Below are 25,977 nucleotides of genomic sequence, written 5' to 3' on the forward strand. Positions count from 1 at the left end.
GTCGCGACCCGGTATTGCACCGCCGTCGTACTGACGTTTCGTGAGTTGGCTCGCGTTGGACACCGAAGAGACGGTTTCGATTTCGAATGCTTCGACAGTTGAGGTACGGCCGGAAGATACAGCCCGCCGTCCGGTTCGTGGGGCGTGTCAACGCTATCCGCTTGGACGGTCGCCAGGTCGCTTACGGCCCCGTCGATTTTGGACTTTGCCAACTGACAAGACCGCGCAACCGGCCGTTGTACCTTGGAAGCCGTCGTTGCGCCGACCTTGGCGCGTAGGTTCGCTGCGGGTCGATCTGGCGCCTTCGCCAGCGGCCCAAATTCCGTGCAATGACGGTTAGGCAAGAGGTGAAGCGCTACGAAGCTCGTGGCTCCGACTTCCTCCCGTTGCTCCGGTCGTGTCTTGATGGTTGAAAGGTCTATGATGGGTCTGTGAGGTTGCCATGCGTTGTCAGGACCGGAGCACCGAATGAAGCCACCACGCAATACCGACTCTGTGCCTGGAGAGTGGTATATCGACACAGCGTGCATCAATTGCGGCGCATCGCGTCATGTCGCGCCCGGGCTGATCGTCGAGCGAAACGACAAAAGTATCTTCGTTCGGCAGCCCGGCACGCCGGAAGAGCAGCTTGCTGCCTGGCGTGCGGTGTTCGTATGCCCGACAGCATCGGTACGCAGCGAAACGAAGCAGCTTCGTCCGAACGCGGTGATCTTTCCACAGCAGATCACATCGGGCGTGTGGCGCTGCGGATTCAACTCACGCTCATCGTTTGGCGCACATTCTTATTTTGCCTCGCGTGCGGACGGCAATCTGCTGATCGACTCACCGCGCTATGCGGCAGAGCTCGTCAAATGGTTCGACGACGCCGGTGGCATCGCGCACATTCTTTTGTCGCATCGTGACGACGTCGCAGACGCGGACAAATACGCGCGTCGATTCGGCGCGCGCGTCTGGATTCACCGGGAGGACAGCTCGGCTGCCCCCTATGCAACGGATCTGCTCGACGACGTGTCGGCGCCGACCATTGCGGCGGGCGTACAGGCAATCCCCGTGCCCGGTCACACTCGGGGTAGCGTCGTGTATCTCCTCGACGATCGCATTCTCTGCTCGGGTGATTCGCTTGCCTGGAGCCCACGCGAGCAGGACCTCGTCGCATTCAGGGACGCGTGCTGGTACTCATGGACCGAGCTCACCGAATCGCTCAGCAAGCTGGCCGTGTATCGTTTCGAATGGCTGCTTCCTGGTCACGGCTGGCTCGCGCACTTGCCGGCCAAGGAAATGAGTGCTCGCCTGGTCGCATTAGTTGCACGCATGCGAAATGGTTGAAGTCGCCGGGATAGCTCCTTCCGGCATGAGGCGCTTCGAATCCTCCCTGATTCCAACCCTGCAATGAGGTGGCAAGACTCGGCCACCTACGGCCGTTCGACCGCGCTTTCTGGCGGACATTCGAACGTCGGCTCAGCTCGGGAAACGGACAATCCATCGATGATCAAACTCGTTGCATCCTCGACCAAACCGCCCATCCTGCTCCCATCATTCGCAGACCAATGCGCTTGCAGCGCTAAACGAACTTATCATCGGCACTTACGCTTCGTTGGGCCTCTTCGCGGCGCCACGTCGAAACGCTGCAACCAAAGCGTCCGCCGAACCAGCGGGAGAACGCGCTCAACGATGAGAAGCCAACCAGCGAGGCGACTTCAGACAGCGGCCTGTTGCCACTACCAACATACCGCTTCACCATCTCTACCCGTACCGAATCGACAATCGACAGATAACTCTCGCCGTACGGTGCGAGATGGCGATGCACAGTCCTGCGATCCATGCCCAGATGCTGCGCAATCCGATCGACCGAACAGGTGCCTGAAGGCAGTAGCGCAACGATCAGCTTCCTGATCTTGTCGGGCATCGTCGAGCTGGACTGCAGCAGCATCGAATCCAGGTAGCGGCGCACCTGTTGCGCCATGACCGGATCGTAGGCAGGGATCGCGGCGTCAAGATCGGACGCGAGACACACAATGCCGTCGAAATCCTGGTTGAATTCGACGGTCACGCCAAATACGCGCGTATGAATCGTCGTGCCGGCCGGAGCATGATGCGTGAAACAGACGGTGCGGGGTTTCCAGGCGGCGCCCAGCACCATGCCCAGTACGCGGTAGAGAACCCCCAATACCAGCTCCGTTGCCTGACGCATCGAACCCGGTATGCCGCCCACGATGTCCTCGCGGATGACCGCCAGGCCCTCCGATTCCTCGATACGCATCACCACTGCCTCGTTCTGCAGCCGAAGGTAGTGCGCCGCGGATTCCAGCGCCTTTCGCAGCGTTGGCTGTTCCCGCATCACAAAACCGAGCGCGCCGAGGTTCGAGATGTGGCGGGTCTCGGCCATGCGCAGCCCCAGATCCTCGACCGCGGCGGACCGGGCCGATGTCTCCAGCAGCCGCGCGACCGCCTCGGCCCGAATCATGATGTCAGGGTCGAGCAGCACAGACCGCTCAATTCCCGCGTCGCCCAACTGCTGATAGGGATCGAGACCCAGCGACCGGGCCACCTCGACGTAATTGGTGAGGGCTGCACTGCGAAGCAGATAGGACATATCGTTTTCCCGTAGCGTCCCAGAATGTAAATTATTTGTCCCAATCCGTCAAACGTCTTCCTGCCGAACCCGGATACTTGTCTCCGTTGGCACAGCACCGGGCAATGTACCGATTCTTTCAGGAATACCGAGGACACAGGCAATGAGCAATGAGACGAATCACAGCGCCACGACAGTGTGCGATCAGCTGCGCGCCACAGGCAACTGGAATCCTGCGTGGGATGCCATTGCCGAACTCGATCCCGTGTGGGCCGAGAAATTCATGACGATGGGCGCACACACCATGATGTCCGGGGTGCTTGAACCCAAGGTGCTCGAGTTCCTTGCCATCGCAGTCGATTCGTCCTGCACGCACATGTATGCGCCGGGCACACGCCGCCATATCCGCAAGGCGCTCGAACTGGGCGCCACGAAGGAAGAGATCGCAGCGGTTCTGCAGGCCGTCAGTGTCCTCGGCATTCATTCGTCCAGTCTCGGCGCACCAATCCTGCTGGAGGAGCTGGCCGCGTTTGAGCAGGCAAAGTGCAGGGGTGCACAGGCTGCTGCCTGACGCCACCAACACACCCACCCCATTCTTGATAAGGAATACACATCATGCATTTCATGGACGACTCGCTGCTGCCTGAAAATCAGCAAAAACTGGTCATTCAGGTGGCGCCGTACGGGCCGCAATGGATCCCCGGTGATTCGGACGATATCCCGGTCACGATGGACGAACAGGTGCAGAAGGCCGTGGACTGCTACAACGCAGGCGCGACGGTTCTGCACGTGCACGTGCGCGAAGAGGATGGCAAGGGCAGCAAGCGTCTGTCGAAGTTCAACGAGATGCTCGCCCTACTGCGCGAAGCGGTGCCGAAGATGATCCTGCAGGTCGGCGGTTCGATCTCGTTCGCACCGGAAAGCGACGGCGAAATGGCGAAATGGGCGAACGACGACACGCGCCACATGCTCGCGGAACTGGACCCGCGTCCCGAACAGGTGACCGTGGCGATCAACACGGGCCAGATGAACATCATGGAGTTGCTGACCGAGGCCGACATCGCCGGCACCTCGTTCATGAACCCCGCGCTGCAGGCGGCTTACCGCGACATGATCTCGCCGTCCAATCCGTCGTGGCATGTCGAGCACATCCGGCGGCTGTTTGCCGCCGGCATCCAGCCGCAATTCATGCTGGGCAATCTCGCGCAGCTCGAAACGCTCGAGCGCCTGATCCGCAAGGGCGTCTATACCGGCCCGCTCAACCTCAATTACGTGGCCATCGGCGGCGGCGCAGCAGCGCTGCATCCGGCCGACATGCTGGAGTTCGCGCGTCGCACGCCGGACGGTGCCGTGCTCACGATCGAAACGCTGGGCCGCAATGTCGTGCCGATGAACACGATGGCCATCGCGCTGGGCCTCCATGTGCGCGTCGGCATCGAGGACACGCTGCTCGGCCCGGACGGCAAACGTGCTACCTCCGTGCAGCAGATCGAGCAGATGGTGCGCATTGCGCGCGAACTCAATCGTGACGTCGCCAGTGCGGCGGAGGCACGCGACATCTACCAGATCGGTACCCAATGGAAGTCGGTTGAGGAGACGCTGGACAGGCTGGGCATGGTGCCGAACCGGGCACCCGAGCAGCGCGGCGTGCCGGCACGCAAGGTTGCCTGACCGGCATGTCGAGGTGCAGGGGCGGCAACATGCTGCGCCTCGCATGCAGTCCAACCCATCAGGCATGGAGACAGATGATGTTCTGGAAGAAAAGCCCCGCTGCCGTCCTGGCGACCCTGCTGGTAATTCACCTGCTGGCGCACATCGACCGCAACATGCTGCTGGGGTTCTCGCCGCAGATCATCCGGGACCTGGCGCTCAGCCATACGCAATACGGGTTTCTCGCCGGCGCGGTGTGGGTGCTGAGTTTTGGCGTGATGGCGATGTTCATGGGTACGCTCGCCGACCGTTTCAGCCGCCCCCGGATCATCGCTGCCGGTGTGCTGATCTGGAGCGTTTGCACCCTGGCGTCGGGCCACGCCCAGAGCTTCGAGCAGATGGTGGTGGCCCGTTTTTTTGTTGCCAGCGGAGAGGCGGCGCTGGTCCCTGCCGCAGTGGCCCTGCTGGCTGAACTCTTCTCCGGCAGGCGGCGTGGCACGGCACTGGGGCTCTTCTTCATGGGCATTCCGCTGGGTGTCGGCTGCAGTTTCCTGCTTGCTGGCGGCTTTGGCGCCACGCTCGGGTGGCGGTCGACGTTCCGTGCGCTGGGCGTGATTGGCATTGCGATTGCGCTGCCACTGGCGCTGCTCAGGGAAGACCGAAGCGTACTCGCGCCGCAGGAGCGCGGCGCACCATTCCTCGAGCAGGCGCTCGCCGTGTTGCGCACCGTTGGCAGTGATCGTGCACTGGGTTTCACGATTGTCGGTTTCGTGCTGGTGCATCTGGTTTTTGCCAGCTTCTCCTTCACGCAGCTCTGGCTCGTTGACGAGCGAGGCATGAATGCGGCCGGTATTGCCACACGGATCGGGGCGTTGCAGCTGGTATTCGGCACGCTCGGCGCGGCAGCGGGAGGTGCAGTGGGGGATCGCGCGGCGAGCCGCCTGCGCGGCGGACACGCAAGCTTCATGGCGTTGCTCGTCCTGGTCTGCGCGCCGTCGATGCTGGCATATCGATTCGTACCGGCCGGCTCGCCCCTGTTCTATATCGGCATGTGTGCCGGATTCTTTCTGCCGATGGCGGCCTATGGCTCAGCCCTGACGGCCGTAACCAGCATGACGCCGGCAAAGATGCGCTCGACGGTGACTGGCTTCACGATGTTGCTGATCAATGTATTTGCGCTCGCCATTGGCACGGTGGCCATTGGCATGCTGGCTGACCATTTGAAGCATGCAGGCAGCACCGCACCATTGACGGGCGTCCTGTTCGTCAACGATGTGCTGGCGATCAGCTCGGCCGTCTGGTTCGCCCTTGCGGCGCGCGCCTCATGCAGGCAGCGCGTTGCCTCAACCGAACATGTTCAACCTGCGAGATCCTGAGAATGCAAAACCAACGTCAGAATCTGGCTGGGCGTATCGCCCTTGTTACGGGTGCCGGCCGCGGCATGGGCGGCGCCATTGCCATCGACCTGGCCCGCGCGGGCGCAGGCGTTGCGATCTGCGACATCGACATGCCAGCGCTCGAAGCAACGCGCGCGGCGGTGGAAGCAGCCGGCGCGCAGTGTCTCGCGCTACGCTGCGATGTCTCGTCGAGCAGCGAAGTTGCCCGGCTGTTTGCCGCCATCGTCCAACGCTTCGGCACGTTGCACATTCTGGTCAACAATGCTGCGCGCGTGCCGAACACGCCGCTAGATACGATGCGCCGCAACCAGCACTACGCCTACATCACCACGCCCGTGCCGCGGCAGTCACTGGGCTTTACCAGCACCATCAGCGATGAGGAGTGGCATCGCTATTGGGATGTGAATGTGCACGGCCTCTTCTATTGCACACGCGAAGCGCTAAGGCTGATGGAGCCGCAGCGCGACGGCAGGATCATCAACATCGCGTCGATTGCCGGCATGTCGGCGATGAGCGCGCACAGTCCGCACTATTGCGCGACCAAGGGTGCGGTGATTGCTTTCACGAAGTCGGTTGCGGCCGAGGTAGCGGGTGCCAACATCTTCGTCAATGCGATGGCGCCAGGCGGCGTGGCCACGCCCGAATTTACCCAATACTTCAAGGCCGCAGGCGAGGAAAAGTGCAACCAGTTCTGGCAGCTGATACCCGCCGGACGCCTGGGCACGATGGAGGAATACGCCTCGACGGTGACCTGGCTGGCTGGCGATCACTACCTCGTGGGCCAGCTGATCAGCCCCAACGGAGGGATAGTGATCTAACCGGATACGCCATATGACCCGAAGCAACCCCGTCATGAATCCCTGCATCAATATCTGCCGGATGGACCCGAACGATCAGTTCTGCCAGGGGTGCTGGAGAACGCTCCGTGAGATTGGCCTATGGGATCAGATGACTGACCAGCAGAAGGCCGAAATCGCAGCGGCGGTCGAACGCCGCCGACCCACATTCGCGTGCCGTGTGACGCCGCGCCACGACTGCGATGTTTTAGAAAATGGACTGCGAGAGTGAACGGATTGATGCTGCAAAAGCAGTTGCTGGTTCCCGACCGGCAATATCGCGACGATCGATGCGGACGGCTTCATGCAGATCACTGACCGCAGCAAGGATGTGATCAATTCCGGCGGCGAATGGATCAGCTCGATCGACATCGAGAACATCGCAGCTGCGCACCCAGCCATCGCAAGCGCGGCCTGCATTGCGGCGAGGCATCCGAAATGGGACGAGCGGCCGATGCTTGTCGTCGTAAAGCGCGCCGATGCGCGGGTAACGGCGGAGGAGCTGCTCGCGTTTTTCGCAGGAAAGATTGCGAAGTGGTGGATGCCGGACGCAGTCGTGTTCGTCGAGGCGCTGCCCATGGGTGCCACCGGCAAGGTGCTGAAGAACCAGCTGCGCGAAGCGTTCCATGACTATCTGCTGGCCTGATTTCCGGGCGGATGGTTGCTTGGTATCGAACGCGGATGGACGTCGTTACGGGTTGCTTGGATATACCAAACAGGAGACAAAATGAAACTGAAGTGGTTGGTGGCAGCTGTGCTGGCTGCAATGGGAGGCACCACGTACGCGCAGTCATCGGTGACGCTGTATGGCGTCATCGATTCGGGGTTGTTGTATCAGAGCGCGAATGCAGCGAACTTTCAGTCGAAAGTGAACCTCGGCCATGTCTACGAGCTCAAGGATGGCGGGATCTATTCGAGCATCTGGGGTCTCAAGGGCAGCGAAGACATCGGGGGTGGCTACAAGGTCAATTTCAGGTTGCAGGGGTCATTCAACAGTTCGAACGGCAAGCCCGGGCTGGCCGACACGCCGGGCGCCACAGCGCTGTTCAACCAGCAGACGACGGTGGGTGTATCTAGCCCGTTCGGTACGATCGACATGGGCCGGCAGATCGTGCCGATGATCTATGCGATGGCAGATACAGACGTACGGAACGCCCAGTACTTCGGCAGTATCCTGACCGCATGGCTAGGCATGAACCAGGCCGCGGGCTGGCAGGGCCTCAGCACGAACGGCCCGATCGGCGCGCTGTACGACGACAACGCGGTCGTCTACCGGTCGCCGAAGTTCTACGGCGCGTCGCTTGCGCTCGAGTATGCTCCCGGCGGCGTTCCGGGTCAGTTCCAGGGCGGCACGCGCGAGTCCGCCGTGCTGCAGTATTCGAACTATGGCCTGAACCTGGCAGCTGTCTACTACAACGGTCACGACACGAATCCATTTACGCAGACGGGCCCCACGACAATCGTCACGGCGCCGTCGACCGGCCTGGCCAACAACCGCTTCTGGTATCTGGGCGCGCAGTACACCTTCCACGATTTTTCCGTGTCAACGTCATACAGCATCGGCAAGAACCCCGCGAACAGTGGCCACGCCAACTTCGAGATGATTTCCGGGGGGCTCGGCTACAAGTTCAGCCCGACTTTCAAGGTCACCTCGGGCTTCTATTACCTGAAGGATCGTAACCACTCATCCAGTCAATCGAACGAGTTTGCGCTGGGCGCCGAATACAACCTGTCCAAAACCACCCTCGGCTACGCGCAGGTCGGCTATGTCAACAACCGCGGCAACATGAGCCAGACAATCACCTACGGTGCGCCCGTTCCGGAAGGCAGGTCAACCACGGCGGCGATGGTCGGTATCCGCCATAGCTTCTGATCTCCCCCACACAGATAACAAGTGGAGCATTCAATGAAAACAAACTGGGCACTCGGGATTGCGGGCGGCGTATTGATCGTATTGGCATCGGTTCATGCCTGGGCGCAGGCGGGTGCAAGCGAAACGAGCGCCGCTTCGAACGGAACCGCGGTTGCGGCCTCGGGCAGCATGACGGCGAAAGACATCCGGAAAGCCGATCATGCGCTGCGCCGCAAGGTCTACTCCGCGATCGTCACGCACAACAAGGAGATCAACGCTGGCAACATCAGCGTCATCGCGAAGGGCGGCGCCGTGACGCTCGACGGCACCGTGGTCGATGCATCGCAGATCGACAAGGTGAGCGAGATCGCGAAAGGCGTTCCGGGCGTCACATCCGTTACCAACAAGTTGACCATCAAAAAGCCGTTTGGCGGCCAGTAACTGGGCTTGGCGGCGATCCGACAGAGCCTGATGTGACGTCGGGGCAGGCGCTTAACGCCCAATCCATTTCTATCAACCGAACCTTCTGGGCCAGGGGCAGGCGCCAAACAAACCTCAAGAGCAACCGCCGGCCGACGTGATTGCGCGTGAATGTCCGTTGACGTTTAAACCCGCCGTCGAGGCGGCGTCGGGTCGAATGGCGGGAGTGGGCCGCAACATCCCTTTCGCATGATGCGCATGCCCGCAACGATCGTCGCACTCGATGGAGGCACTCCGCACGGCCACTTTCGCCATTTCGGCGCAGGCCGTATGCGATGATGCCAATACTCATCCTATTTGCGTAACGCCATGCCATCCTCCAGCGCAACACGGACTACCGCGCTTGCGCTGAACAGCGTGGCCACCATACTGGGTTCGATGTTTTGCTTCGCCGTGGTGGATGCACTGGCGAAGACGGTCGCGTTGCAATATCCCGCCAATGAAGTCACGTTTTTCCGAATGTTCTTCGGTCTGGTGCCGGCAGTAGCGATGTGCTGCCGGGGGCGCCTTTCAATAACTGAGCGCCTGGCCAACATCGACATCAAAGGACAGACTGCGCGCGCGCTGACACTCCTCGGCGCATCGGGACTCTTCTTTGCCGGCTTACCTTACGTCCCATTGGGAGAAGCAGTCGCACTCGCGTATTCGGAAACGCTAATCGTCATCCTGCTCGCCCCTCTGATTTTGCGAGAGCGATTGACGGGAAGTGGAGTCGCCGCGGCGCTCGTCGGATTCTGCGGTGTGCTGCTCGTGGTGCGCCCGGGTGGCGGTCAGTCAAGCTGGCTCGGTCCAATGTTCCTTCTCCTGAGTGCCTTCTTCGGCGCGCTCTCCATCGTCCAGATCAAACGCATACGATCTACCGACGACTCGGCGACGACGGTTCTGTTTTTCACCCTCGTTGGGACGGTGGTTACCGGTTTTACCGTCGTGTTCAATTGGCGCACGCCGTCTGTGGAGGCGCTGTTGATCATGGCACTCCTTGGCGCTTTCGCGACCGCAGGACAGATCCTGATGACGGTCGCTTTTCGCCAGGCGGACGTCGGGAAGCTCGCGCCGTATAACTACACGAGCATAGTCTGGGCGGCGCTATTCGGTTACGTCATCTGGGGCGAGATGCTTCAGCCACTGTCGCTCGTGGGAATTGCACTCATCGTCGGCAGCGCCATTTGGGTCTCGGTTGGCCGGAAAGACAAGGAGGGGCCACTCGCTTGACGAGTCACCCGCCGCCGTTCGGCCAGGAGGTATGACGTAGGGTAGAAGAGGTGCATACTGCATTTTTCCCAGATGAATATGCATAGTATGCACGCCGCTCTGAGACGCCTGGATCTGAACCTGCTGCTCGTGTTCGATGCCCTTTATCGCCACCGCAGCGTGGCGGCAGCGGCCGACGAACTCGCCCTGAGCGCGTCTGCGTGCAGTCACGCGCTGTCGCGCCTGCGCGGCACCCTGGGCGACGATCTTTTCGTGCGTTATGGCAGTGCGATGCAGCCCACGGCGCTCGCCGACCAGATGTCACAGGCCGTCGCCGACGCGCTTCGCCTTCTCTCCGACAATCTGGGCTCGGCGGGACCATTCGTCCCGGCGACTAGCACACAGACGTTCACCCTTGCGGCCACGGACTTCACAGCGTTCGCGCTGTTGCCGGGTTTGATGGCGCGCCTACAGGCTCTTGCACCTGACTTGCGGGTGAACGTCGTGTACTCCAGTCATCGCGATTCGCTGGAGGATCTCGCGGCGGGGCGCGCTCATTTCGCGCTCAGTTTCGCCGATGCGGATAGCACGTCGTGCGAGGGGGTAGAGTCACTGGACTGTTTCAGCGATGAGTACGTCGTCGTCGCGCGAAAGCCTCATCCGCGCGTTTCGGATTCGCTGTCCATCGAGCAGTATCTGCATGAGAAGCATGTGGCCGTGTTGCCGTGGACGAGTTCGGGCAGTGTGATTGACGCGGCGCTGATGAAATGCGGTTATCGTCGCCGGGTCGCGGTCCAGTTGCCGAGTCTGATGGCCGCGCCGTTCATCGTGGCCAACACGGAGCTTTTGCTCACGCTGCCGCGACGAGCCGCCGAACAGCTGGGCAAGGCCACGCCCCTCACTATTTTCCCGACGCCCTTCGAAAGTCCCGGTTACACCCTCAGGGTCTACTTCCACATTCGGCATGCGGGTATCGCTGCGCATGCATGGATGCGCGAACAGTTGATTCGAGCGCTCGATGAGGGGCACGACCTGAAGCCGTCTTCGAAGCCGCGCAAAAAATAAACTGCATATCATGCAGCCCGCGCTGAAGACAATTCAGCACATGGATTCGTCCCGGATCTTATGATTCGAAGTTGATATTTTGCTGATCAACGCCTTCCATGACGAACGACATCCACTTTCGCGCGGCCTCGCCGGCCGACGCTGACCGCTGCTACGAAATCGAGATCTCCGCCTATGAGGGCGACGAAGCAGCAACGCGGGAGAAAATCGCGACGCGCATCGCCCAGTACCCCGAAGGTTTCCTCGTCATGGAACGGGGCGACCGGATCATCGGATTCATTAACTCGGGGTGCGCCTACGATGTCGTGATGTCGGACGAAGCGTTCAAGGAACTCGTCGGACACGACGCAGCGGCGCCCAACGTCGTCATCATGTCCGTCGTCGTCGACCCCGCCGAGCAAGGCAAAGGCTACTCGACGCTGCTGATGGAGACCTTCGTCGGCCGCATGCGAGCGTTGGGTAAAGCCACCATCCACCTGATGTGCAAGGACCGGCACGTCGATCTGTACCGGAAGTTCGGCTACGAGTACGTGAGACCGTCCGAATCCGACCACGGTGGCATGGCGTGGCACGAGATGATCCTCGTGCTCTGACTCAGCGATTCTGCTCGGAGACCTCTCCGGCATCGGCATCGGTCCCGCGCGCATCATGGCGCGAAACCCCTGCGCTCCCGACGGACTCTGTTGCCGCGTCCGTCTCCGCGGGCGGCAGCGGTCCGGCCGCCTCGTCACCGAGCAAGGGGCGCTCGGGGTGCACGAACAGCCATAGCAGCGCACCGCAGGCGGCCGCCGCGCCGATCACGATCATGCCGCTTGCCCAGCTATGCGTGACCTTGACGATCAACGCCAGCGTCATGGGACCCGCGACGTTCGAGAGGGCCCCCCACACGTTCGTCCAGCCCGACATGACACCGGCAAACGCGCGCCCGAGATCCTGCGTGGCAGACCACACGACCACCTGCACGAATCCCACCGCGGCAAAGGACAGGCACAGCAAGCCGATGACCATCGCAATCGAATCCGCGCGCGAAGCCGCCGTCAATGCGATTGCGCTCACGACAAATCCGGTCATCGCAACGGGCGTGCGCGCCCGATAGATCGAGCCGGTCTTTCGAAGCAGCCAGTCGCTGAACGCGCCCGCGATGAATACCGCCACGAACACGGCAACCCAGGGCAACGATGCGTACAGGCCCATCGCCTTGAGCGAGAGCCCGCGCGCACGCATGAGGTAGGTTGGCAGCCACGTCGTATAGAAGCTCTGGATCAGCACCAGCAGGAAGTACTGGACACCGAAGACCCAGAAGCGCCACTGCCTCAGACAGCGCCTGAGCGCGCCTCTCGCTGCCGCGCGCTCGGGTGGCTGGCCGGCTGCGATGTACTCGATCTCTGCCTTCGTGATGAGCGGATGTGCCGCCGGCGTGTCGCGGTAGCCGAACCACCAGATCGCGCCGAGCAGCAGGCCCAGTGCGCCGAATCCGAAGAAAACGGCATGCCAGCCGAACCGCGCGATGGTCCACGCCGTAAGCGGCGCTGAGACGATCGGGCCGAGATAAAGTCCCGCGAGCAGTAGCGCATTGCCTTTTGCGCGCTCGCTGGCCGGAACCCAGCGCTTGAGCGCGACGACACTGCTCGACCAGTCCGCCGACTGCGCCCCGCCCAGCACGAGGCGGCACCCGAAGAGCCAGGCGAACGAGGTGCCCAGGGGCGTGGCGAGCATCATGAGCGACCAGAGCGTGCTCGTGCCGAACAGCACCTTGCGCGACCCGAAGCGTTCGGCAGCGCGGCCGGCCGGTATCTGCCCGATTGCATAGGCCCAGAAGTAGATCGTGAGAATCATCGACATCTCGACGATCGACAGGCCCAGTTCGTTCTGGATCGTCGGCGCCGCGACAGCCATGGCCGTGCGGTCGAGCGTCATCACGAACGTCAGTGGCGCAACGAGCAATGCGACGATCTTCCAGCGGAGATGGTTCACGGTGTGCAACATCCCTTGTACGAAAAACCGCGAATTACGCCTCGCGGTCGGCGTGATCGGGATCGGCGGCTTCAAACCCTTGCGGATCGCGCTCGGCCCACTGATGCGCCCAGGCCAGCAGCGGCTGCAATGCGGCCAAAAGCTTCCTGCCTTCGGCTGTCATCCGGTAACCGCCATCGCCGTGCTCGACGAGACCGGACGCCCGCAATTCCGCGAGCCGCGTATTGAGCAAGCGGGCATTGGTGTCGCACGCTTCCTGGAGCGCGCGAAACGTCAACGCCTCGCCGCGAAGTTCCCACAGTATCCGCAGTGCGGTACGCCGCCCGAGCAGGTCCAGCACGACCATGATCGGCCGTCCGGTGGTCGAGCCGCGGACGGGTTGTCCTGGCCGTGGAATTTTCATGCTTTACTTTTTAAAGCATCGAATCGAGGCTGTCAACCCGTGAGCGCAGAACATGCGATGCGTCGATCCAGCGCTACGCATGAGGTGAAAAGCGCTGGCCGAGTTCGCGCAACCACGCCAGAAAGGTGTTGATTGCCGGATCGTCGAGGCGCGCTTCGCGGACATAGCTGCAGTAGCGCCATGCCGGTAGGGCGGGGCCGTCGAACGGGAACACGAGACGGCCCTCTTTGACATCGAGCGCGACAAGCGCGGTAGGGCCCATTGCAATCCCCAGACCGTCAATGGCGGCTTGCAGGGTCAAATAAAAGTGATCCAGTTGCTGGGAATGGCGCGTGGCAAGCCCTGGGTGGCCGCTCGCCGCAAGCCATTCCGCCCAAAGGCCGGGGTAGGTCGCCGTGTGAAGCAGGGTGTGGTGCGCCAGGTCCGAGACGCGGTGTATTGGGTGAGACTCCAGCACTCTGGGTGAGCACACCGGCAGCCGGACTTCCGATAAAAACTCCTTGACCGCATACCCTGCCGACTTCTGCTCGCTGCCGCGAATCGCCACGTCGCATTCGTCGCCGAGCTTTTCGATTGGCTCGTCCGAAGTCGTCAGCCGAACCTCCACCGCCGGATTGGTCAGCTGGAAGCCGGAAAGTTGCGGCAATAGCCAGCGCAACGCGAACGTCGTCGGCGCGTTGACCCTCACGATCTGCGCGCGCGTGGCCCGAAGCTGCTCGCTGGTTGCCAGCGCGATGCGATCCAGCGCCGCCGACACCTCGGCCAGGTAGGCGCGCCCCGACGCGGTCAAGACGACCCTGCGGCCGCGACGCTCGAACAGGTCGAGTCCAAGCCAGTCCTCCAGTTGCCGAACTTGTCGGCTAACGGCCCCGTGCGTGACGCAAAGCTCCTCGGCCGCCATCGAAAAGCTCTCCGCGCGGGCGGCGGCTTCGAATACGCGCAGGGCGTTCAACGGCGGCAGACGACGTGACATCAACCCACACTCCTATGTGACTTTTCCTGACAAGCACCGTGAGTTTACATCGCTTTTCGCGGCAGCAACGTAGCCCTATATTGAGCCCCTTTGCAGCAGTTCCGGTTCTGGATCTGTTCGATTAACTCACCAGGGGAAATCTCGCATGTCGAATGTCGTCGTGGTCGGCGCGCAGTGGGGCGATGAGGGAAAGGGCCGGATCGTGGATTGGCTCGCGGAGAACGCGGATATCGTCGTCCGTTACAACGGTGGGCACAACGCCGGGCACACGCTGGTGGTGGACGGCCGGACCTACAAGCTTGCGCTGCTTCCCAGCGGCGTCGTGCGCGGGAAGCTTGGCCTGATCGGCAATGGCGTCGCGCTCGAGCCCGAGGCGCTGCTCGCGGAGATCGACCGCATGGCGGCGATGGGCATCCGCGTCACGCCGGAGGTGCTGCAGATCGCCGAGACGGCCACGCTGGTCCTGCCGGTGCATCGCGCGATCGATGCTGCCCAGGAACGGATGCGCGCGAAGCCGCTCGGCACCACTTTGCGCGGCATCGGTCCGGCATACGAGGACAAGGTTGGGCGCCGCGGCCTGCGCGTGTGCGATCTGGCCGAACCGGACCTGCTGGCCCAGAAGCTCGATGTTCTGCTCGAGCACCATAACGCCTGGCTTCGCGGCTCGGGCCAGGCGCCATTCCCGCGCGAGCCGATGCTAAGCGGCCTGCTCGCCATGGCGCCGCGCATCCTGCCGTTCGTAGGCCGCGTCTGGGAGCAGCTCGACCACGCCCATTCGTCGGGCAAGCGCGTGGTATTCGAAGGCTCGCAAGCGGTCATGCTCGACGTGGATTGGGGCAGCTACCCCTACGTGACGTCGTCGAGCACCATTGCCGCCGGCGCGGCCAGCGGCGCCGGTATCGCACCGTCGCAACTCGGGCGGGTGCTTGGCGTCAGCAAGGTCTATGCGACACGTGTTGGCGAAGGCCCGTTCACGTCGGAACTGGACGGCGCGCTCGGCGACGTGCTCCGGCAGCGCGGCGGCGAGTACGGGGTCAACACCGGCCGTCCGCGCCGCTGCGGCTGGCTGGACACCGTGCAGTTGCGTCAAAGCTGCAAAGTCGCGGGCATCAACCAGCTCGCGCTGACCAAGCTCGATGTGCTCGATGGCTTCGAGTCGGTGCAGCTCTGTGTGGGCTATATGCTCGATGGGGCGCGCATCGACTACATGCCATCCACGAACGCCGAGCAGCAGCGCCTGCAGCCGGTTCTCAGGCGCTTCGAGGGCTGGGCCGGTTCGACCCGGGGCGTGCGCTCCTATGGCGACCTGCCGCCGCAGGCAGCTGCGCTGATCGAAGCGATTCAGAACGAAGTCGGCGTTCCCGCGGCGATGGTCACTACCGGCCCTGAACGCGACGATGCGATCGTCCTGCAATCCCCATTCGCGTAATGCTCGAATATCGGCCTAACCTTCGCTGGCCATCCTTGAACGGATCTCGGCAGCCGGGAGGTCGCGCTGATGGGTGGCGATCTGCCAGGTGTTTCCCCACGGATCTCTGACCATCGCGCGCCTGTCGCCGTATGGCAGGTCGGCCGGAACCTCGAGCGAGACCGCGTTAGCCGCAATCGCTCGCTGGTAGGTCGAATCGGTGTCCTGAACGTAGATGTACAGAAATGCCGGCATCGGCTCGCGCAGACCGTCTGAGCCGCTAACCATCACGACGGAATCGCCGATCCTGATTTCGGCAGGCAGCCCATGGCGGAACGCGCCCTGTGCCTCAAACACCGTCTTGATGAAGGCGACCAGGTTCTCCGCGTCGCGTACGACGATTCGGGGCGTGACGGTATGCCATCCATCGGGCTGAAATTTCGCCATGTCGGGCAGCCTCGCAAGAGATTCGCACGGGCATTCTCCGCCAGGTGCCGGGTTGGCGCTAGCCGCGTTTGCGCAGCGGCTCGAGCAAGCCCTTCAGGCCGTTATGATCCAGCTCTTGCATCAGCGCGAGCAGACGGCCGATCTCGCCCGGCGGGAACCCTTCGCGGGCGAACCAGTTGAGGTAATGCCCAGGCAGGTCGGCGATGAGCCGGCCCTTGTATTTGCCGAAGGGCATGGCGAGGGTGACAAGGCGTTCGAGGTCTTGAGCTTGCATGACGGTATTGTGCACGGCCCGGCATTCACGCGCGAATCCTACCCGGCGCGAAGCTCGGACGGATCGAGGAAAAAGTTTCGGTTGCCGGCCATGCGCCCGACCATGAAGTCGATGAACGTCTTCACGCGCAGCGATTGCTCGGTTCGATGCCTGTAGTAGATATAAATCGTGCCGTATTCGGTGACGTGCTGCATCAGTAACGGAACGAGTCGTCCGCCTCGGATATGCGTCGCGGCGTTGAAGCTGCCCAGCTGCCCGATGCCGAGACCCGCAAGCACCGCCTGCGTTTCCAGTTCCGTGTCGTTCACGCAGATGGCGGCGGGCACGTCGCGATAGACGATCTCGTCGCCGACACGGAACTGCCACTGCGCGAGCTTGCCCGTGTTGGCGCGCCGGTACCCGGTGCAGCGATGTTGAGCGAGTTCTTCGATGGTCTGCGGCGCGCCGTTGCGCTCGATATATTCCGGCGATGCGCACACGATTAGCTGAATCGGCACCAGCCTGCGGGCGATCGAGCCGCCCGAAGGCGGCGGTCCGCCGCGAAACCCTACATCGGAGCGGTCGGACACGAGATCCGTGAACTGATCGTCGAATTGCACTTCGAGTTGCACGTTCGGATAAAGCTTCTGGAATTCCTCGAAGTACGGCCACAGGACCGGGAGCCCGAATGCGCGCGGCGCGCTCACGCGCAGCACGCCGGCCACGTTATCCTGCGAACGCCGGGCCTCGTCGAGCGCGGACGACAGAATGGCGAGCGCCGGCTCCACGCTCTCGAGAAGCCGTTGGCCTTCTTCTGTAAGGCTCAGCTTGCGGGTGGTCCGGTGAAAGAGCCGCACGCCCAGTGCCTTCTCCAGTTGCATCACCGCATGGCTCGCGGCCTGCGGCGAGATGCCTTGATCGACCGCTGCGCCACGCAGGCTGCCGAGCGCCGCGGCGCGGACGAACGTCGTGATCGCACGAATCTCGTTCATTTCCGGAGCACCCCGATTCGCAAATAAAAGTTGATTATCCCGCCAGTAATATACGGCTAGTTTGTGTCAATCGCCGCGCCTACCATGGCATCACCTCATCACACACGTAGGAGAGACATCATGGCTGACGCTCAACAAGGCGGCTTCAAGCGCGTATGGTTCATCACGGGCGCGTCGCGAGGCATTGGCGCATTGATCGCCGAAGCGGCGCTCGCGGACGGCAACGCGGTCGTGGCCGCCGGACGTAACGTCCGGGCCATCGTCGAGCGTCTTGGGGAGTCGGCTGCGTTGCTGCCGGTTGCGCTGGACGTCACCGACGAGGCGCAGGCAAAGGCGGCAGTGCAGGCGGCGGTTGAAAAGTTCGGCCGCGTCGACGTGCTGGTCAACAATGCCGGCTTCGGTCTGCTGGGCGCAGTGGAAGAATCCGCCGACAAGGACGTGCGCCGCATGTACGACACGAACGTATTCGGCCTGTTGAACGTGACGCGTGCGGTGTTGCCGGCGATGCGCGCCAACCGCTCGGGCCACGTGATCAATATTTCGTCGATTGGCGGCTATCGCGCCGCGGCCGGGTTTGGCGTGTACTCGTCGACGAAGTTTGCCGTCGAAGGCATTACGGAGGCGTTGCATGCCGAGTTGAAGCCGCTGGGCATTCACGCGACCGTGGTCGAGCCGGGCTATTTTCGTACCGATTTTCTGGATGCCTCCTCGCTGCTCGTCGCGCCCCACGTGATCGACGACTACGACGAAACCTCGGGCGCCGTTCGCCGCAAGGCCGTGCAAATGAATCACAACCAGCCCGGCGACCCGACGAAGCTTGCCGCCGCGCTGATCACGCTCGTCGACGCATCGAACCCGCCGTTGCGCCTTCCGCTCGGCACGGACACGCTCGCCGCCATCGCTGCGAAAAACGCTTACGTGACGCAGGAAACGCAAACGTGGCAGGCGCTGTCGACATCGACTGACTTCCCTGCCTGAGTGACCTGGCAAGTTGACCTGCGGCCCGCGCCGTTCCTCACGGCGTCCCGTTTGCGCAATGCACGGCAAACCCGGGCCGTTCGGCAAGCCGTTCGAAATACGCAGCAACAGCGGGCAAATGCGGATGCTCGAACGGCGTGCCGAACCAGCGGTTCACCGACAACCCAACGGGAATATCCGCAAGCGAGAATCGCGCGCCGGCGACGAACGCGCCGGTCGCCTGCAGCCGTGCGTCGAGAATGCGCATATGCCGGGTCCAGTTCTCGATGGAAAGCGCGATTTCGCCGGTGGCCTGATGAGCCGGCGACGCTCTGACCAGAGCGAGAAATGCATAGCTCCACGAACGGTTCAAGTCGGTCGCCTGCCAGTCCATCCATTGATCGACGCGAGCCCGCTCGAACGCACCGGCAGGATAGAGCTGCGCGCCGCCATAGCGCGACGCCAGATAGCGGATGATGGTGTTCGACTCCCACAGAACGAAATCGCCGTCCCTGATGACCGGCACGAGCGCGTTGGGATTCAATGCGAGGAACTCCGGCGTTTGCGTCGAGCGAAAGCCCGAGCCCCAATCCTCACGCTCGAAGGGAAGGTTCAATTCGGCACAGGTCCAGAGCACCTTGCGAACGTTGATGGACGATGCCTTGCCGAGGATGTTGAGCATATCGAAAGGAAAAATGAGGAAGCCGCGCCCGTGCACGATACGTCATGCATGGGGCCGCCGCCATGTACAGTTCCCCGAACATGCGCCGCTGCAGTTCCCGGCAGCGCTTGCAATCCGCACGCAGCCGGTGCATGGTTCAACGACTTGCCCCCGGCTCGAACAAGGAGACTGAACGATGTCGCTCGCGCTATATGGTCATCCGTTTTCCTCGTACACGCAGAAAGTGCTCATCGCGCTGTACGAGAACAAGACACCTTTCGAGTTCCGCGGCGTCGGTCCGGATTCGCCCGAGCATACGGCGCAGTGGCTGCAACGCTGGCCGCTGCGCAAGTTTCCGGTACTCGTGGACGGCGAGCGCAACGTTGCGGAAACCAGCATCATCATCGAATACCTGCAGCTCGCGCATCCCGGGCCGGTGCGCCTGCTGCCCGCCGATCCCATGGCCGCGCTCGACGTGCGCTTTCTCGACCGCTTCTTCGACCTGCATGTCATGACGCCCGTGCAACGCGCCGTGGATGGCGCGTTGACCGGCGACCCGGCGAGGCGCGACGAAGGGCGCGCCTTTGCGCAGGAAAAGCTCGAACTCGCTTACGCATGGCTCGAAGGCCACCTCGCGGGCAAAACGTGGGCGGCGGGCGAGGACTATACGATGGCGGACTGCGCCGCGTCTTCGTCGCTTTTCTATGCGGACTGGACGCATCGCATTGCCCCGGCCTATCCCATGCTGCGTGCCTATCGCGAGCGCCTGCTCGCGCGCCCTTCCTGCGCGCGGGCCGTGAACGAGGCGCGGCCGTATCGTCCGCTCTTTCCACTCGGCGCGCCGGATCGCGACTGACGCGATTCGATAAGGCATGCGAAGTATGTGAGGCAGCAACGTGAAAGAGGCTTGCACCATGCAAGCCTCTTTCGCTATGCAGACAACGAAATCAACCCACCGAAGGCTCCCCTTCGCCGGACTGCTTGCCGGGGCGGTCGGCGGGCGATTGCTTGCGCGACTTGTCATCGCGCTCGGGCATGGCGCTGCGCTTGTCGTCGCTATGCTCGGTGTGTTTCTGCTGCGGGTTTTCGCTGGCGTTGCTGGCGCCATTTTCATGGGGCTTTGGGGTGCTGGCGGTCATCGTTCCTCTCCCATTCCGGTAGGCCCGCCAGATCCCGCAAGGCCCGCTCCCGGGGCGTGAATGCGCCCTAGGCGCTTTCGCGATCCTTGAGCCGTTTGCGGTGCGCGGCAACTTTCGCGCGATTCCCGCAGATCGCCATGCTGCACCAGCGGCGCGCATGCCCGCGCGTGTGGTCGGCGAACAGCAGCGTGCATTTCGGGCCTTCGCAGGCTTTCACGTGCGTGAAGTCCTGCTCGCAGACCAGTTTCGCCAACGACTCGGCAATGGGCATCAGCAGTGATTCCGGCGTTTTCCAGCGGCGATTCACGCGGTATTCAAACGCCGCTGCGCCGTCACTGCCGGACGCAACGACTTCGCCATAGCGGTCGTCACGCGCGAGCAAATCGTTGAGCGGCGCGAGGTCGCCGAGATCGCCGCTGGCGAGCGGCCGGCCTTTTCTTTCCCGCACGAACGACCTGAACCATTCGCGTAGCGCGCGCGCCTCGCCCGCGACACTGTCGAACTCGGCCGCGCTGAACTGCGCGCGCATGGCGGCAAGCGCCGGCGCGGGGACCATGCCCGCCTGTTCGAGCCAGGACAGCAAACCTTCGCCGTTGGCGATCCAGTCGATCGGCACGTCCACCGGGGTTGCAACCGAGTTCAGGAAGTCGAGCCCCGGCGCGTCGGCCACGAATATCGCCGGTATGGGACGGAAGTCCATTTTATTGCCGCAGAAGGGTAATCAGGGTGCATTCAGTGTAACCAGCAAAATCGTCCTTGACAAGTTACATCTCTGGTTAGTAACCTCTAAAACATCATCAACACGGTTACATAAGGAGTGGGCATGTCGCACGGAAAAACGAGCGTGGTGCTGGCGCACGGCGCTTGGGCGGATGGGTCGAGCTGGAGCAAGGTGATCGAGCGGCTGAACCGGCAGGGCATCGACGCCGTCGCGGCCCCACTGCCGCTCGCTTCGCTGGCTGACGATGTGGCGGCGCTCGAGCGCACGCTCGAACGGATCGACGGGCCGGTCGTGCTGGCCGGCCACGCGTACGCGGGGGCCGTAATCGGCGCCAAGCGTGCTGCGAACGTCGCGGCGCTGGTGTACGTGGCCGCGCTCGCGCCCGACGAAGGCGAAACCGTGGCCGACGTGTTCTATCGCGGGAAGACGCACCCACAGGCGCCGCAACTCGCGCCCGACCGGCACGGCTGGATCTGGCTGCCGCAGGAGGCGTTTGCGAACGCGTTCGCGCAGCACGCCACCGCGCAGGAGGCGGCGGCGCTCGCCGCGATCCAGCGCCCGATTGCGGCGGCGTGTATCGGCGAAGCGGTGGCGCGGCCGCTATGGAGAGACCGGCCGGCCTGGTTTCTCGTCGCGGGCGAGGACCGCATGATCGATCCCGATACGCAGCGCTTCATGGCTAGCCGGATGAACGCTCAAGTCCGCGCCCATGAAGTCGATCACACGCCGAGCGTCACGGCCCCGGACGCCGTGACCGAGGTCATCGCCGAAGCCGTTCGGTCCGTCTCTGCGCGGTAAACGCGCGGTTTTCCGTTCACCACTGGAGGAACCCATGACTGCCATTGCCTACCGCCGTGCCGATGTCGACGGCTTCAACGTGTTCTACCGGGAAGCCGGGCGCGCCGACGCGCCGAAGCTCCTGCTGTTGCACGGCTTTCCGAGTTCTGGCCACATGTTCCGCGACCTCATCCCGAAGCTCGCCGACCGCTTTCACATCGTCGCGCCGGATCTGCCGGGCTTTGGTCAATCGGACTTGCCGGACCGGGGCCAATTCGCGTACACGTTCGAGAATATCGCGAAGGTGATCGCGCGCTTCACCGAGCGCATCGGCTTTGACCGGTTCGCGGTGTACGTGTTCGACTACGGCGCGCCCACGGGCTTTCGCCTCGCGCTCGCGCATCCCGAGCGCATCACGGCGATCATTTCGCAAAACGGCAACGCCTATGAGGAAGGCCTGAGCGACGGCTGGAATCCGATTCGCGCTTACTGGCAGGACCCGTCGCCGGCCAATCGCGACGCGCTGCGTGCACTGCTCTCGCGCGAAGCGACGATCTGGCAATACACGCACGGCGTGCCCGATCCGTCGGCGGTGTCGCCGGACGGGTATTCGCTCGACGACTACTATATGAACCGCCCCGGCGCGCACGAGATCCAGCTCGACCTGTTCCGCGACTATCGGAACAACGTTGCTTTGTACCCCGAGTTTCAGGCGTATTTCCGCACGCATCGGCCGCCGTTTCTCGCCGTGTGGGGCAAGAACGATCCGTTCTTCCTGCCTCCGGGCGCGGAGGCATTCAAGCGCGACCTGCCGCAAGCCGTGGTGCGCTTTTTCGACACCGGCCACTTCGCACTGGAAACGCATGCCGACGAGATCGCCACGGCGATCACGGAATTTCTCGAATGATGGTTGGCAATACTGATCGAATGAGGAGCGGGAAGATGGCCGGAAAAGTCGCAATCGTAACGGGCGCGAGCCAGGGTATTGGCCGTTCGACGGCCGTGAGGCTGGCGCGTGACTTCGACGCGATCGTCGTGGTGGCGCGCAGCCGCGAGCAGCTCGAAGAGACCGCCGCGCAGGTGAGGGACGCGGGCGCCGAAGTGCTCGTCATCGACATCGATCTCTCGCTTGCCGATGCCGCGCGGCAAGTGGTGGAGCAAACGCTTGCGGCGTATGGGCGTATCGACGCCTTGCTCAACATTGCGGGCGCGGTGCCGCAGATCGATCTGTTCGAGATGACCGACGAGCAATGGGAGCGCGGTCTCGCACTGAAACTGCACGGTGCGCGACGCCTGACGATCGAAGCGTGGCCGGCACTGAAGGCCAGCGCGGGTGCGGTCGTGCTGATGTCGGGCAATTCGGCCGTGTTTCCGAAGGCGCCTTATGCGGCCGTCGGCACGATCAACGCGGCGATCGTCGCGCTGGCGAAGGCCTTTTCGGACCGCGGCATCGCGGACGGCGTGCAGGTCAACAGCGTGCTGCCCGGTCCCGTGATGACGGGTCGCCGCCAGTCGTATCTGGAGCACTGGGCGCCGCTGCATGACATGAGCGTCGAGGAAGCCACGGCGAAGTTCCCGGCCGAAGCTGGCATTGCGCGCTACGGCACGCCCGAGGAAATCGCCGAACTGATGGCGTTCATCGTCTCGCCCGGCGCGCACTGGATGACCGGCACGACGCTGAGGATGGACGGCGGCGAGGTCAAGTCGATCTGAGCGGCGAGGCGCGCTGGTTCCCGCGCTGGCGCGCCTCGCCGTACCGGATGGATGCGTGTACAACAGATGACGCAGGCGCTCGCCTGCGTTTGCGCTCAGGTCCCTCGTTTTGCCCACATTGCGCGCACGGGGTATCATCACGACCTCGTCGGTAATACATCAACGCCCCCCAATACGATCCGGACACCTCGCGTGAAGCGCAGGTGAGCATCGGCGCGCGCCTTCGCAGGCCGCCGCGTTCGGTGCAGATCGACATCTCAAGCTTGCAGGAAAGGTCATGAAACGAGATTTGGCGGGGTGGATGTTGTCTACGCGGTCGTCGGGGGACGCCGCTGCTTTACGCGCTCGCGCGCCCCGCTAAACGCGCGTGGATCGAGTTGCTGTGGTTCGCGTCCGCGTTGCTGGCGTTGTTGCCCGTGCTCAATGCGTTGACGACTCAGCGCCCCCTCTGGCGCAGTCTCGCGAATGGCGACTGGGTCTATGCCGGCTTCGATCTGATGATGTGGGCGCTCGCGGCGCTGCACGCCGCGCTCGCGATGCACACGGCGCGCCACGGGCCGCATGCGAAGCCGGCGGACAAGCGCCGCGTGAGTGCGCTTGCGGCGCAGGAGGACGCATGATGCCGCTTTTCGCCTTGATACTGTGCGTGCCCGCCTTTGCGTGCCTCGCGACGGCCATGGAGCGTCATCAGGAGACGCTGTTCGGCGCGCGGTTGCCCGCCGCGCTTTCCCGCGTTCTGCGCGGTGCCGGATGGTGCGCGTTGCTCGTTGCACTGTGGCTGGCGGTGGCGGGGAAGGGCTGGGCGCTCGGGCTCGTCTGGTATGACGGTTGCACGAGCCTGGCAGCGGGCATCGTATATGGACTCCTGATTGTCTATGCGAAACGAGCGTCGGCGCGGTGAGGTAAGGGCTTCGCGGCATTTGCAAACATGCCGGTTTTCATGCTTTATTTAAGCTGCGGTTACAGAGCGGCGGCCTTCATTCATGTTGCATTGGGTGTCTTGCGCCGACAACGGAACCAATTTCACGCGGGGGCGTTCCGAAGCAAGCGACTAGTATAGGAATACCGATTACCCGGTGCGTGAAGGAGTTGCAAACATGAAAAAGCTTGCGCTTATGTTGCTTCCTGTTCCGCTCACCATGCTGGCGCCGGTCGCTCAAGCGCAAAGCAGCGTCACCCTGTACGGCGTGATCGACGAAGCCTTTCAGTTCGTCCACAACGCCGACGCTCAGGGCAACAACCTGTATCGGATGCAAGGCGGCAATCTGCAAGGGTCCCGCTGGGGCTTGAAGGGAACGGAAGATCTGGGCGGCGGCCTGAAAGCGATCTTCCAGCTGGAAAGCGGATTCGACATCAATAGCGGCAAGATGGGCAACTACAACGGCAATACCTTGCTATTTGGCCGTCAAGCCTTCGTAGGATTGACGCACCAGCAGTATGGAACGCTGACACTGGGTCGCCAGTACGACCCGGTCGTCGACATGGTCCAGCCGCTTACCGCAGACAATTACTGGGGCAGCACCTTCACCACGCCGGGCGACGTCGACAACAACGACAACAGCTCTCGTACGAACAATGCGATCAAGTACCTCTCGCCGCAATTCGCGGGCTTCCAGATCGAAGGCATGTATGCGTTTGGCGGCGTGGCGGGCGCGACCGGTTCGCAGCAGACCTGGTCGGCGGCGGCGAGCTATGTGACTGGCCCGTTCAGCATCGCGGCGGGCTACGTCCGTATGACTAACGCCAACTCCACGATTCCTCGCACCGGCTGGACCAGCACTTCGGACGGCACGTTCGATGGCGGTTTTCAGAACCTCGCGTACGAAACCGCCAAGTGGGTCGGCATTGGCTCCGTCGCGCTGCAATACGTGGCAGGACCGTGGACGTTCGGCGGCCGGTATAGCAATGCGCAGTACAAGGCCGACGCGCAATCGCTTTTCCCATCCAACCAGCGCTACAACGTCGCTGGCGGTTTCGTGAACTATGCGCTCACGCCGGCGTCGCTCATCGGCGTTGGCTATACGTGGACGCATAGCGCGGGCGACACCTCGGCGACCTATAACCAGGTCTCGCTGGGCGGCGACTACAACCTCTCCAAGCGTACCGACGTGTACCTCGTCGGCGCGTGGCAGCACGCCAACGGCACGCAGCGCGTACCGACCGCAACGGGTTCCATTCTGACCACCGCGGTCGCTTCCGTGGCGGACTATGGGCTGAACGGCAGCTCAAGTTCGCAAATCATGGTGAGCCTCGGCATCCGCCACAAATTCTGATCTCCCGCAGCATCGCTTTTGCGCCCGCCGCACCGCATGGCCGTTCCGGCCGTGCGCCGGCGGGCGTGTCATCGCGCCGGCCAGCCGTTGTCGCTGACGGTAGGACCATGGTCTGATTGTCTTCGCTGTGCCGCTCCCACATCATTGAACAGACCACTGCGCCGGTCGCACGGCGCGGTGTTTGCCCCGCATTCGGGCGTCGTGCCGTCAGCACGACTGTCGCTTGCCAACCTCCCGCCGATC

30 protein-coding genes and 1 pseudogene are annotated in these 25,977 nt (G+C 62.9%); 21 read left to right on the top strand and 10 right to left on the bottom strand.

Annotation, left to right across the window (positions count from 1 at the left end):
* Nucleotides 1-468: 468 nt before the first annotated feature.
* Nucleotides 469-1,326: an MBL fold metallo-hydrolase gene (locus tag A3CW_RS0137170; RefSeq protein WP_028208062.1), complete on the top strand. Its 858-nt coding sequence runs from the start codon at nucleotides 469-471 to the stop codon at nucleotides 1,324-1,326.
* Nucleotides 1,327-1,561: 235 nt separating this feature from the next.
* On the opposite strand, the gene A3CW_RS0137175 is transcribed toward A3CW_RS0137170, so the two are convergent.
* Nucleotides 1,562-2,593: an AraC family transcriptional regulator gene (locus tag A3CW_RS0137175; RefSeq protein ID WP_028208063.1), complete on the bottom strand. Its 1,032-nt coding sequence runs from the start codon at nucleotides 2,591-2,593 to the stop codon at nucleotides 1,562-1,564.
* A 142-nt stretch (nucleotides 2,594-2,735) separates the two neighbouring features.
* Here A3CW_RS0137175 and A3CW_RS0137180 point away from each other — a divergent pair, with 142 nt between their 5' ends.
* The 11 genes and pseudogenes from A3CW_RS0137180 (at nucleotide 2,736) to A3CW_RS0137225 (ending at nucleotide 11,636) form a co-directional block, all read left to right on the top strand.
* Nucleotides 2,736-3,143 carry a carboxymuconolactone decarboxylase family protein gene (locus A3CW_RS0137180; RefSeq protein WP_028208064.1) on the top strand — a complete coding sequence of 136 codons (408 nt, stop codon included), beginning with the start codon at nucleotides 2,736-2,738 and terminating at the stop codon, nucleotides 3,141-3,143.
* Nucleotides 3,144-3,187: 44 nt separating this feature from the next.
* Nucleotides 3,188-4,243 (top strand): BKACE family enzyme, encoded by a 1,056-nt coding sequence (locus A3CW_RS0137185; RefSeq protein WP_028208065.1) that lies wholly within the window; start codon nucleotides 3,188-3,190, stop codon nucleotides 4,241-4,243.
* A 74-nt stretch (nucleotides 4,244-4,317) separates the two neighbouring features.
* Nucleotides 4,318-5,598 (top strand): MFS transporter, encoded by a 1,281-nt coding sequence (locus A3CW_RS48850; RefSeq protein WP_322787980.1) that lies wholly within the window; start codon nucleotides 4,318-4,320, stop codon nucleotides 5,596-5,598.
* On the top strand, nucleotides 5,547-6,437 hold the full coding sequence (locus tag A3CW_RS0137195) for an SDR family NAD(P)-dependent oxidoreductase (protein ID WP_245623844.1): 891 nt from the start codon (nucleotides 5,547-5,549) through the stop codon (nucleotides 6,435-6,437). Before A3CW_RS48850 ends, A3CW_RS0137195 begins: the two co-directional genes overlap by 52 nt.
* Nucleotides 6,438-6,471: 34 nt before the next feature.
* Nucleotides 6,472-6,687: a DUF1289 domain-containing protein gene (locus A3CW_RS51535; protein ID WP_322787982.1), complete on the top strand. Its 216-nt coding sequence runs from the start codon at nucleotides 6,472-6,474 to the stop codon at nucleotides 6,685-6,687.
* Nucleotides 6,688-6,714: 27 nt separating this feature from the next.
* Nucleotides 6,715-7,101 (top strand): annotated as a pseudogene (locus A3CW_RS0137200) (AMP-binding enzyme); the annotation flags it as partial.
* An 81-nt stretch (nucleotides 7,102-7,182) separates the two neighbouring features.
* Nucleotides 7,183-8,328, top strand: coding sequence for a porin (locus A3CW_RS0137205; RefSeq protein WP_028208068.1), 1,146 nt, complete (start codon nucleotides 7,183-7,185; stop codon nucleotides 8,326-8,328).
* A 33-nt stretch (nucleotides 8,329-8,361) separates the two neighbouring features.
* The gene (locus A3CW_RS0137210) at nucleotides 8,362-8,748 is read left to right on the top strand and encodes a BON domain-containing protein (protein WP_028208069.1); all 387 of its coding nucleotides are present in this window, start codon (nucleotides 8,362-8,364) and stop codon (nucleotides 8,746-8,748) included.
* Nucleotides 8,749-9,096: 348 nt separating this feature from the next.
* On the top strand, nucleotides 9,097-9,999 hold the full coding sequence (locus A3CW_RS0137215; protein ID WP_028208070.1) for a DMT family transporter: 903 nt from the start codon (nucleotides 9,097-9,099) through the stop codon (nucleotides 9,997-9,999).
* 87 nt (nucleotides 10,000-10,086) lie between these two features.
* Nucleotides 10,087-11,043 carry a LysR family transcriptional regulator gene (locus A3CW_RS0137220; protein ID WP_051481970.1) on the top strand — a complete coding sequence of 319 codons (957 nt, stop codon included), beginning with the start codon at nucleotides 10,087-10,089 and terminating at the stop codon, nucleotides 11,041-11,043.
* Between the two features lie 98 nt (nucleotides 11,044-11,141).
* On the top strand, nucleotides 11,142-11,636 hold the full coding sequence (locus A3CW_RS0137225) for a GNAT family N-acetyltransferase (RefSeq protein WP_028208072.1): 495 nt from the start codon (nucleotides 11,142-11,144) through the stop codon (nucleotides 11,634-11,636).
* 1 nt (nucleotide 11,637) lies between these two features.
* Here the strand turns inward: A3CW_RS0137225 and A3CW_RS48855 are convergent, their stop codons facing one another.
* The 3 genes from A3CW_RS48855 to gcvA form a co-directional block, all read right to left on the bottom strand.
* The gene (locus A3CW_RS48855) at nucleotides 11,638-13,017 is read right to left on the bottom strand and encodes an MFS transporter (RefSeq protein ID WP_161782972.1); all 1,380 of its coding nucleotides are present in this window, start codon (nucleotides 13,015-13,017) and stop codon (nucleotides 11,638-11,640) included.
* 34 nt (nucleotides 13,018-13,051) lie between these two features.
* Entirely contained in the window at nucleotides 13,052-13,363 is a 312-nt protein-coding gene (locus A3CW_RS0137235) for a winged helix-turn-helix transcriptional regulator (protein ID WP_028208073.1), read from the bottom strand.
* Nucleotides 13,364-13,493: 130 nt separating this feature from the next.
* Nucleotides 13,494-14,393 carry a transcriptional regulator GcvA gene (gene gcvA, locus A3CW_RS0137240; RefSeq protein WP_028208074.1) on the bottom strand — a complete coding sequence of 300 codons (900 nt, stop codon included), beginning with the start codon at nucleotides 14,391-14,393 and terminating at the stop codon, nucleotides 13,494-13,496.
* A 145-nt stretch (nucleotides 14,394-14,538) separates the two neighbouring features.
* On the opposite strand from gcvA, the gene A3CW_RS0137245 reads away from it, so the two are divergent.
* Nucleotides 14,539-15,822 (top strand): adenylosuccinate synthase, encoded by a 1,284-nt coding sequence (locus tag A3CW_RS0137245; RefSeq protein WP_028208075.1) that lies wholly within the window; start codon nucleotides 14,539-14,541, stop codon nucleotides 15,820-15,822.
* A gap of 15 nt (nucleotides 15,823-15,837) precedes the next feature.
* Here A3CW_RS0137245 and A3CW_RS0137250 read toward each other — a convergent pair whose 3' ends face one another.
* Genes A3CW_RS0137250 through A3CW_RS0137260 form a run of 3 tightly spaced genes read right to left on the bottom strand, consistent with a single transcriptional unit; the run spans nucleotide 15,838 to nucleotide 17,493 of the window.
* On the bottom strand, nucleotides 15,838-16,248 hold the full coding sequence (locus A3CW_RS0137250) for a VOC family protein (protein WP_028208076.1): 411 nt from the start codon (nucleotides 16,246-16,248) through the stop codon (nucleotides 15,838-15,840).
* Nucleotides 16,249-16,306: 58 nt separating this feature from the next.
* Nucleotides 16,307-16,522 carry a DUF3820 family protein gene (locus A3CW_RS0137255; protein WP_028208077.1) on the bottom strand — a complete coding sequence of 72 codons (216 nt, stop codon included), beginning with the start codon at nucleotides 16,520-16,522 and terminating at the stop codon, nucleotides 16,307-16,309.
* Between the two features lie 38 nt (nucleotides 16,523-16,560).
* Nucleotides 16,561-17,493 (bottom strand): LysR family transcriptional regulator, encoded by a 933-nt coding sequence (locus tag A3CW_RS0137260; protein WP_028208078.1) that lies wholly within the window; start codon nucleotides 17,491-17,493, stop codon nucleotides 16,561-16,563.
* Nucleotides 17,494-17,613: 120 nt separating this feature from the next.
* On the opposite strand from A3CW_RS0137260, the gene A3CW_RS0137265 reads away from it, so the two are divergent.
* A complete protein-coding gene (locus A3CW_RS0137265; RefSeq protein WP_028208079.1) occupies nucleotides 17,614-18,471 on the top strand; it encodes an oxidoreductase in 858 nt (285 codons plus the stop codon).
* A gap of 37 nt (nucleotides 18,472-18,508) precedes the next feature.
* Here the strand turns inward: A3CW_RS0137265 and A3CW_RS0137270 are convergent, their stop codons facing one another.
* Nucleotides 18,509-19,132: a glutathione S-transferase family protein gene (locus tag A3CW_RS0137270; RefSeq protein WP_028208080.1), complete on the bottom strand. Its 624-nt coding sequence runs from the start codon at nucleotides 19,130-19,132 to the stop codon at nucleotides 18,509-18,511.
* Between the two features lie 175 nt (nucleotides 19,133-19,307).
* Here A3CW_RS0137270 and A3CW_RS0137275 point away from each other — a divergent pair, with 175 nt between their 5' ends.
* Entirely contained in the window at nucleotides 19,308-19,967 is a 660-nt protein-coding gene (locus A3CW_RS0137275; RefSeq protein WP_028208081.1) for a glutathione S-transferase family protein, read from the top strand.
* Nucleotides 19,968-20,058: 91 nt separating this feature from the next.
* Here A3CW_RS0137275 and A3CW_RS53515 read toward each other — a convergent pair whose 3' ends face one another.
* Both A3CW_RS53515 and A3CW_RS0137285 read right to left on the bottom strand, forming a co-directional pair.
* Nucleotides 20,059-20,250, bottom strand: coding sequence for a hypothetical protein (locus A3CW_RS53515; RefSeq protein ID WP_028208082.1), 192 nt, complete (start codon nucleotides 20,248-20,250; stop codon nucleotides 20,059-20,061).
* Nucleotides 20,251-20,317: 67 nt separating this feature from the next.
* Complete coding sequence (locus A3CW_RS0137285) at nucleotides 20,318-20,950, bottom strand: CGNR zinc finger domain-containing protein (RefSeq protein ID WP_028208083.1); 633 nt, start codon at nucleotides 20,948-20,950, stop codon at nucleotides 20,318-20,320.
* A gap of 123 nt (nucleotides 20,951-21,073) precedes the next feature.
* Here A3CW_RS0137285 and A3CW_RS0137290 point away from each other — a divergent pair, with 123 nt between their 5' ends.
* The 6 genes from A3CW_RS0137290 to A3CW_RS0137315 all read left to right on the top strand — a co-directional run bounded on the left by A3CW_RS0137290 (nucleotide 21,074) and on the right by A3CW_RS0137315 (nucleotide 25,734).
* Nucleotides 21,074-21,769 carry an alpha/beta fold hydrolase gene (locus A3CW_RS0137290; RefSeq protein WP_028208084.1) on the top strand — a complete coding sequence of 232 codons (696 nt, stop codon included), beginning with the start codon at nucleotides 21,074-21,076 and terminating at the stop codon, nucleotides 21,767-21,769.
* A 34-nt stretch (nucleotides 21,770-21,803) separates the two neighbouring features.
* Nucleotides 21,804-22,655, top strand: a complete 852-nt coding sequence (locus A3CW_RS0137295) for an alpha/beta fold hydrolase (protein ID WP_028208085.1) — start codon at nucleotides 21,804-21,806, stop codon at nucleotides 22,653-22,655.
* A 35-nt stretch (nucleotides 22,656-22,690) separates the two neighbouring features.
* A complete protein-coding gene (locus A3CW_RS0137300) occupies nucleotides 22,691-23,461 on the top strand; it encodes an SDR family oxidoreductase (RefSeq protein WP_028208086.1) in 771 nt (256 codons plus the stop codon).
* A 377-nt stretch (nucleotides 23,462-23,838) separates the two neighbouring features.
* The gene (locus tag A3CW_RS0137305) at nucleotides 23,839-24,081 is read left to right on the top strand and encodes a hypothetical protein (protein WP_028208087.1); all 243 of its coding nucleotides are present in this window, start codon (nucleotides 23,839-23,841) and stop codon (nucleotides 24,079-24,081) included.
* Nucleotides 24,078-24,362, top strand: coding sequence for a DUF3325 domain-containing protein (locus tag A3CW_RS0137310; RefSeq protein WP_028208088.1), 285 nt, complete (start codon nucleotides 24,078-24,080; stop codon nucleotides 24,360-24,362). Before A3CW_RS0137305 ends, A3CW_RS0137310 begins: the two co-directional genes overlap by 4 nt.
* 196 nt (nucleotides 24,363-24,558) lie before the next feature.
* A complete protein-coding gene (locus tag A3CW_RS0137315; RefSeq protein WP_028208089.1) occupies nucleotides 24,559-25,734 on the top strand; it encodes a porin in 1,176 nt (391 codons plus the stop codon).
* Nucleotides 25,735-25,977: the final 243 nt, after the last annotated feature.

The organism is Paraburkholderia nodosa DSM 21604 (assembly GCF_000519185.1).
Taxonomy (GTDB): domain Bacteria; phylum Pseudomonadota; class Gammaproteobacteria; order Burkholderiales; family Burkholderiaceae; genus Paraburkholderia; species Paraburkholderia nodosa.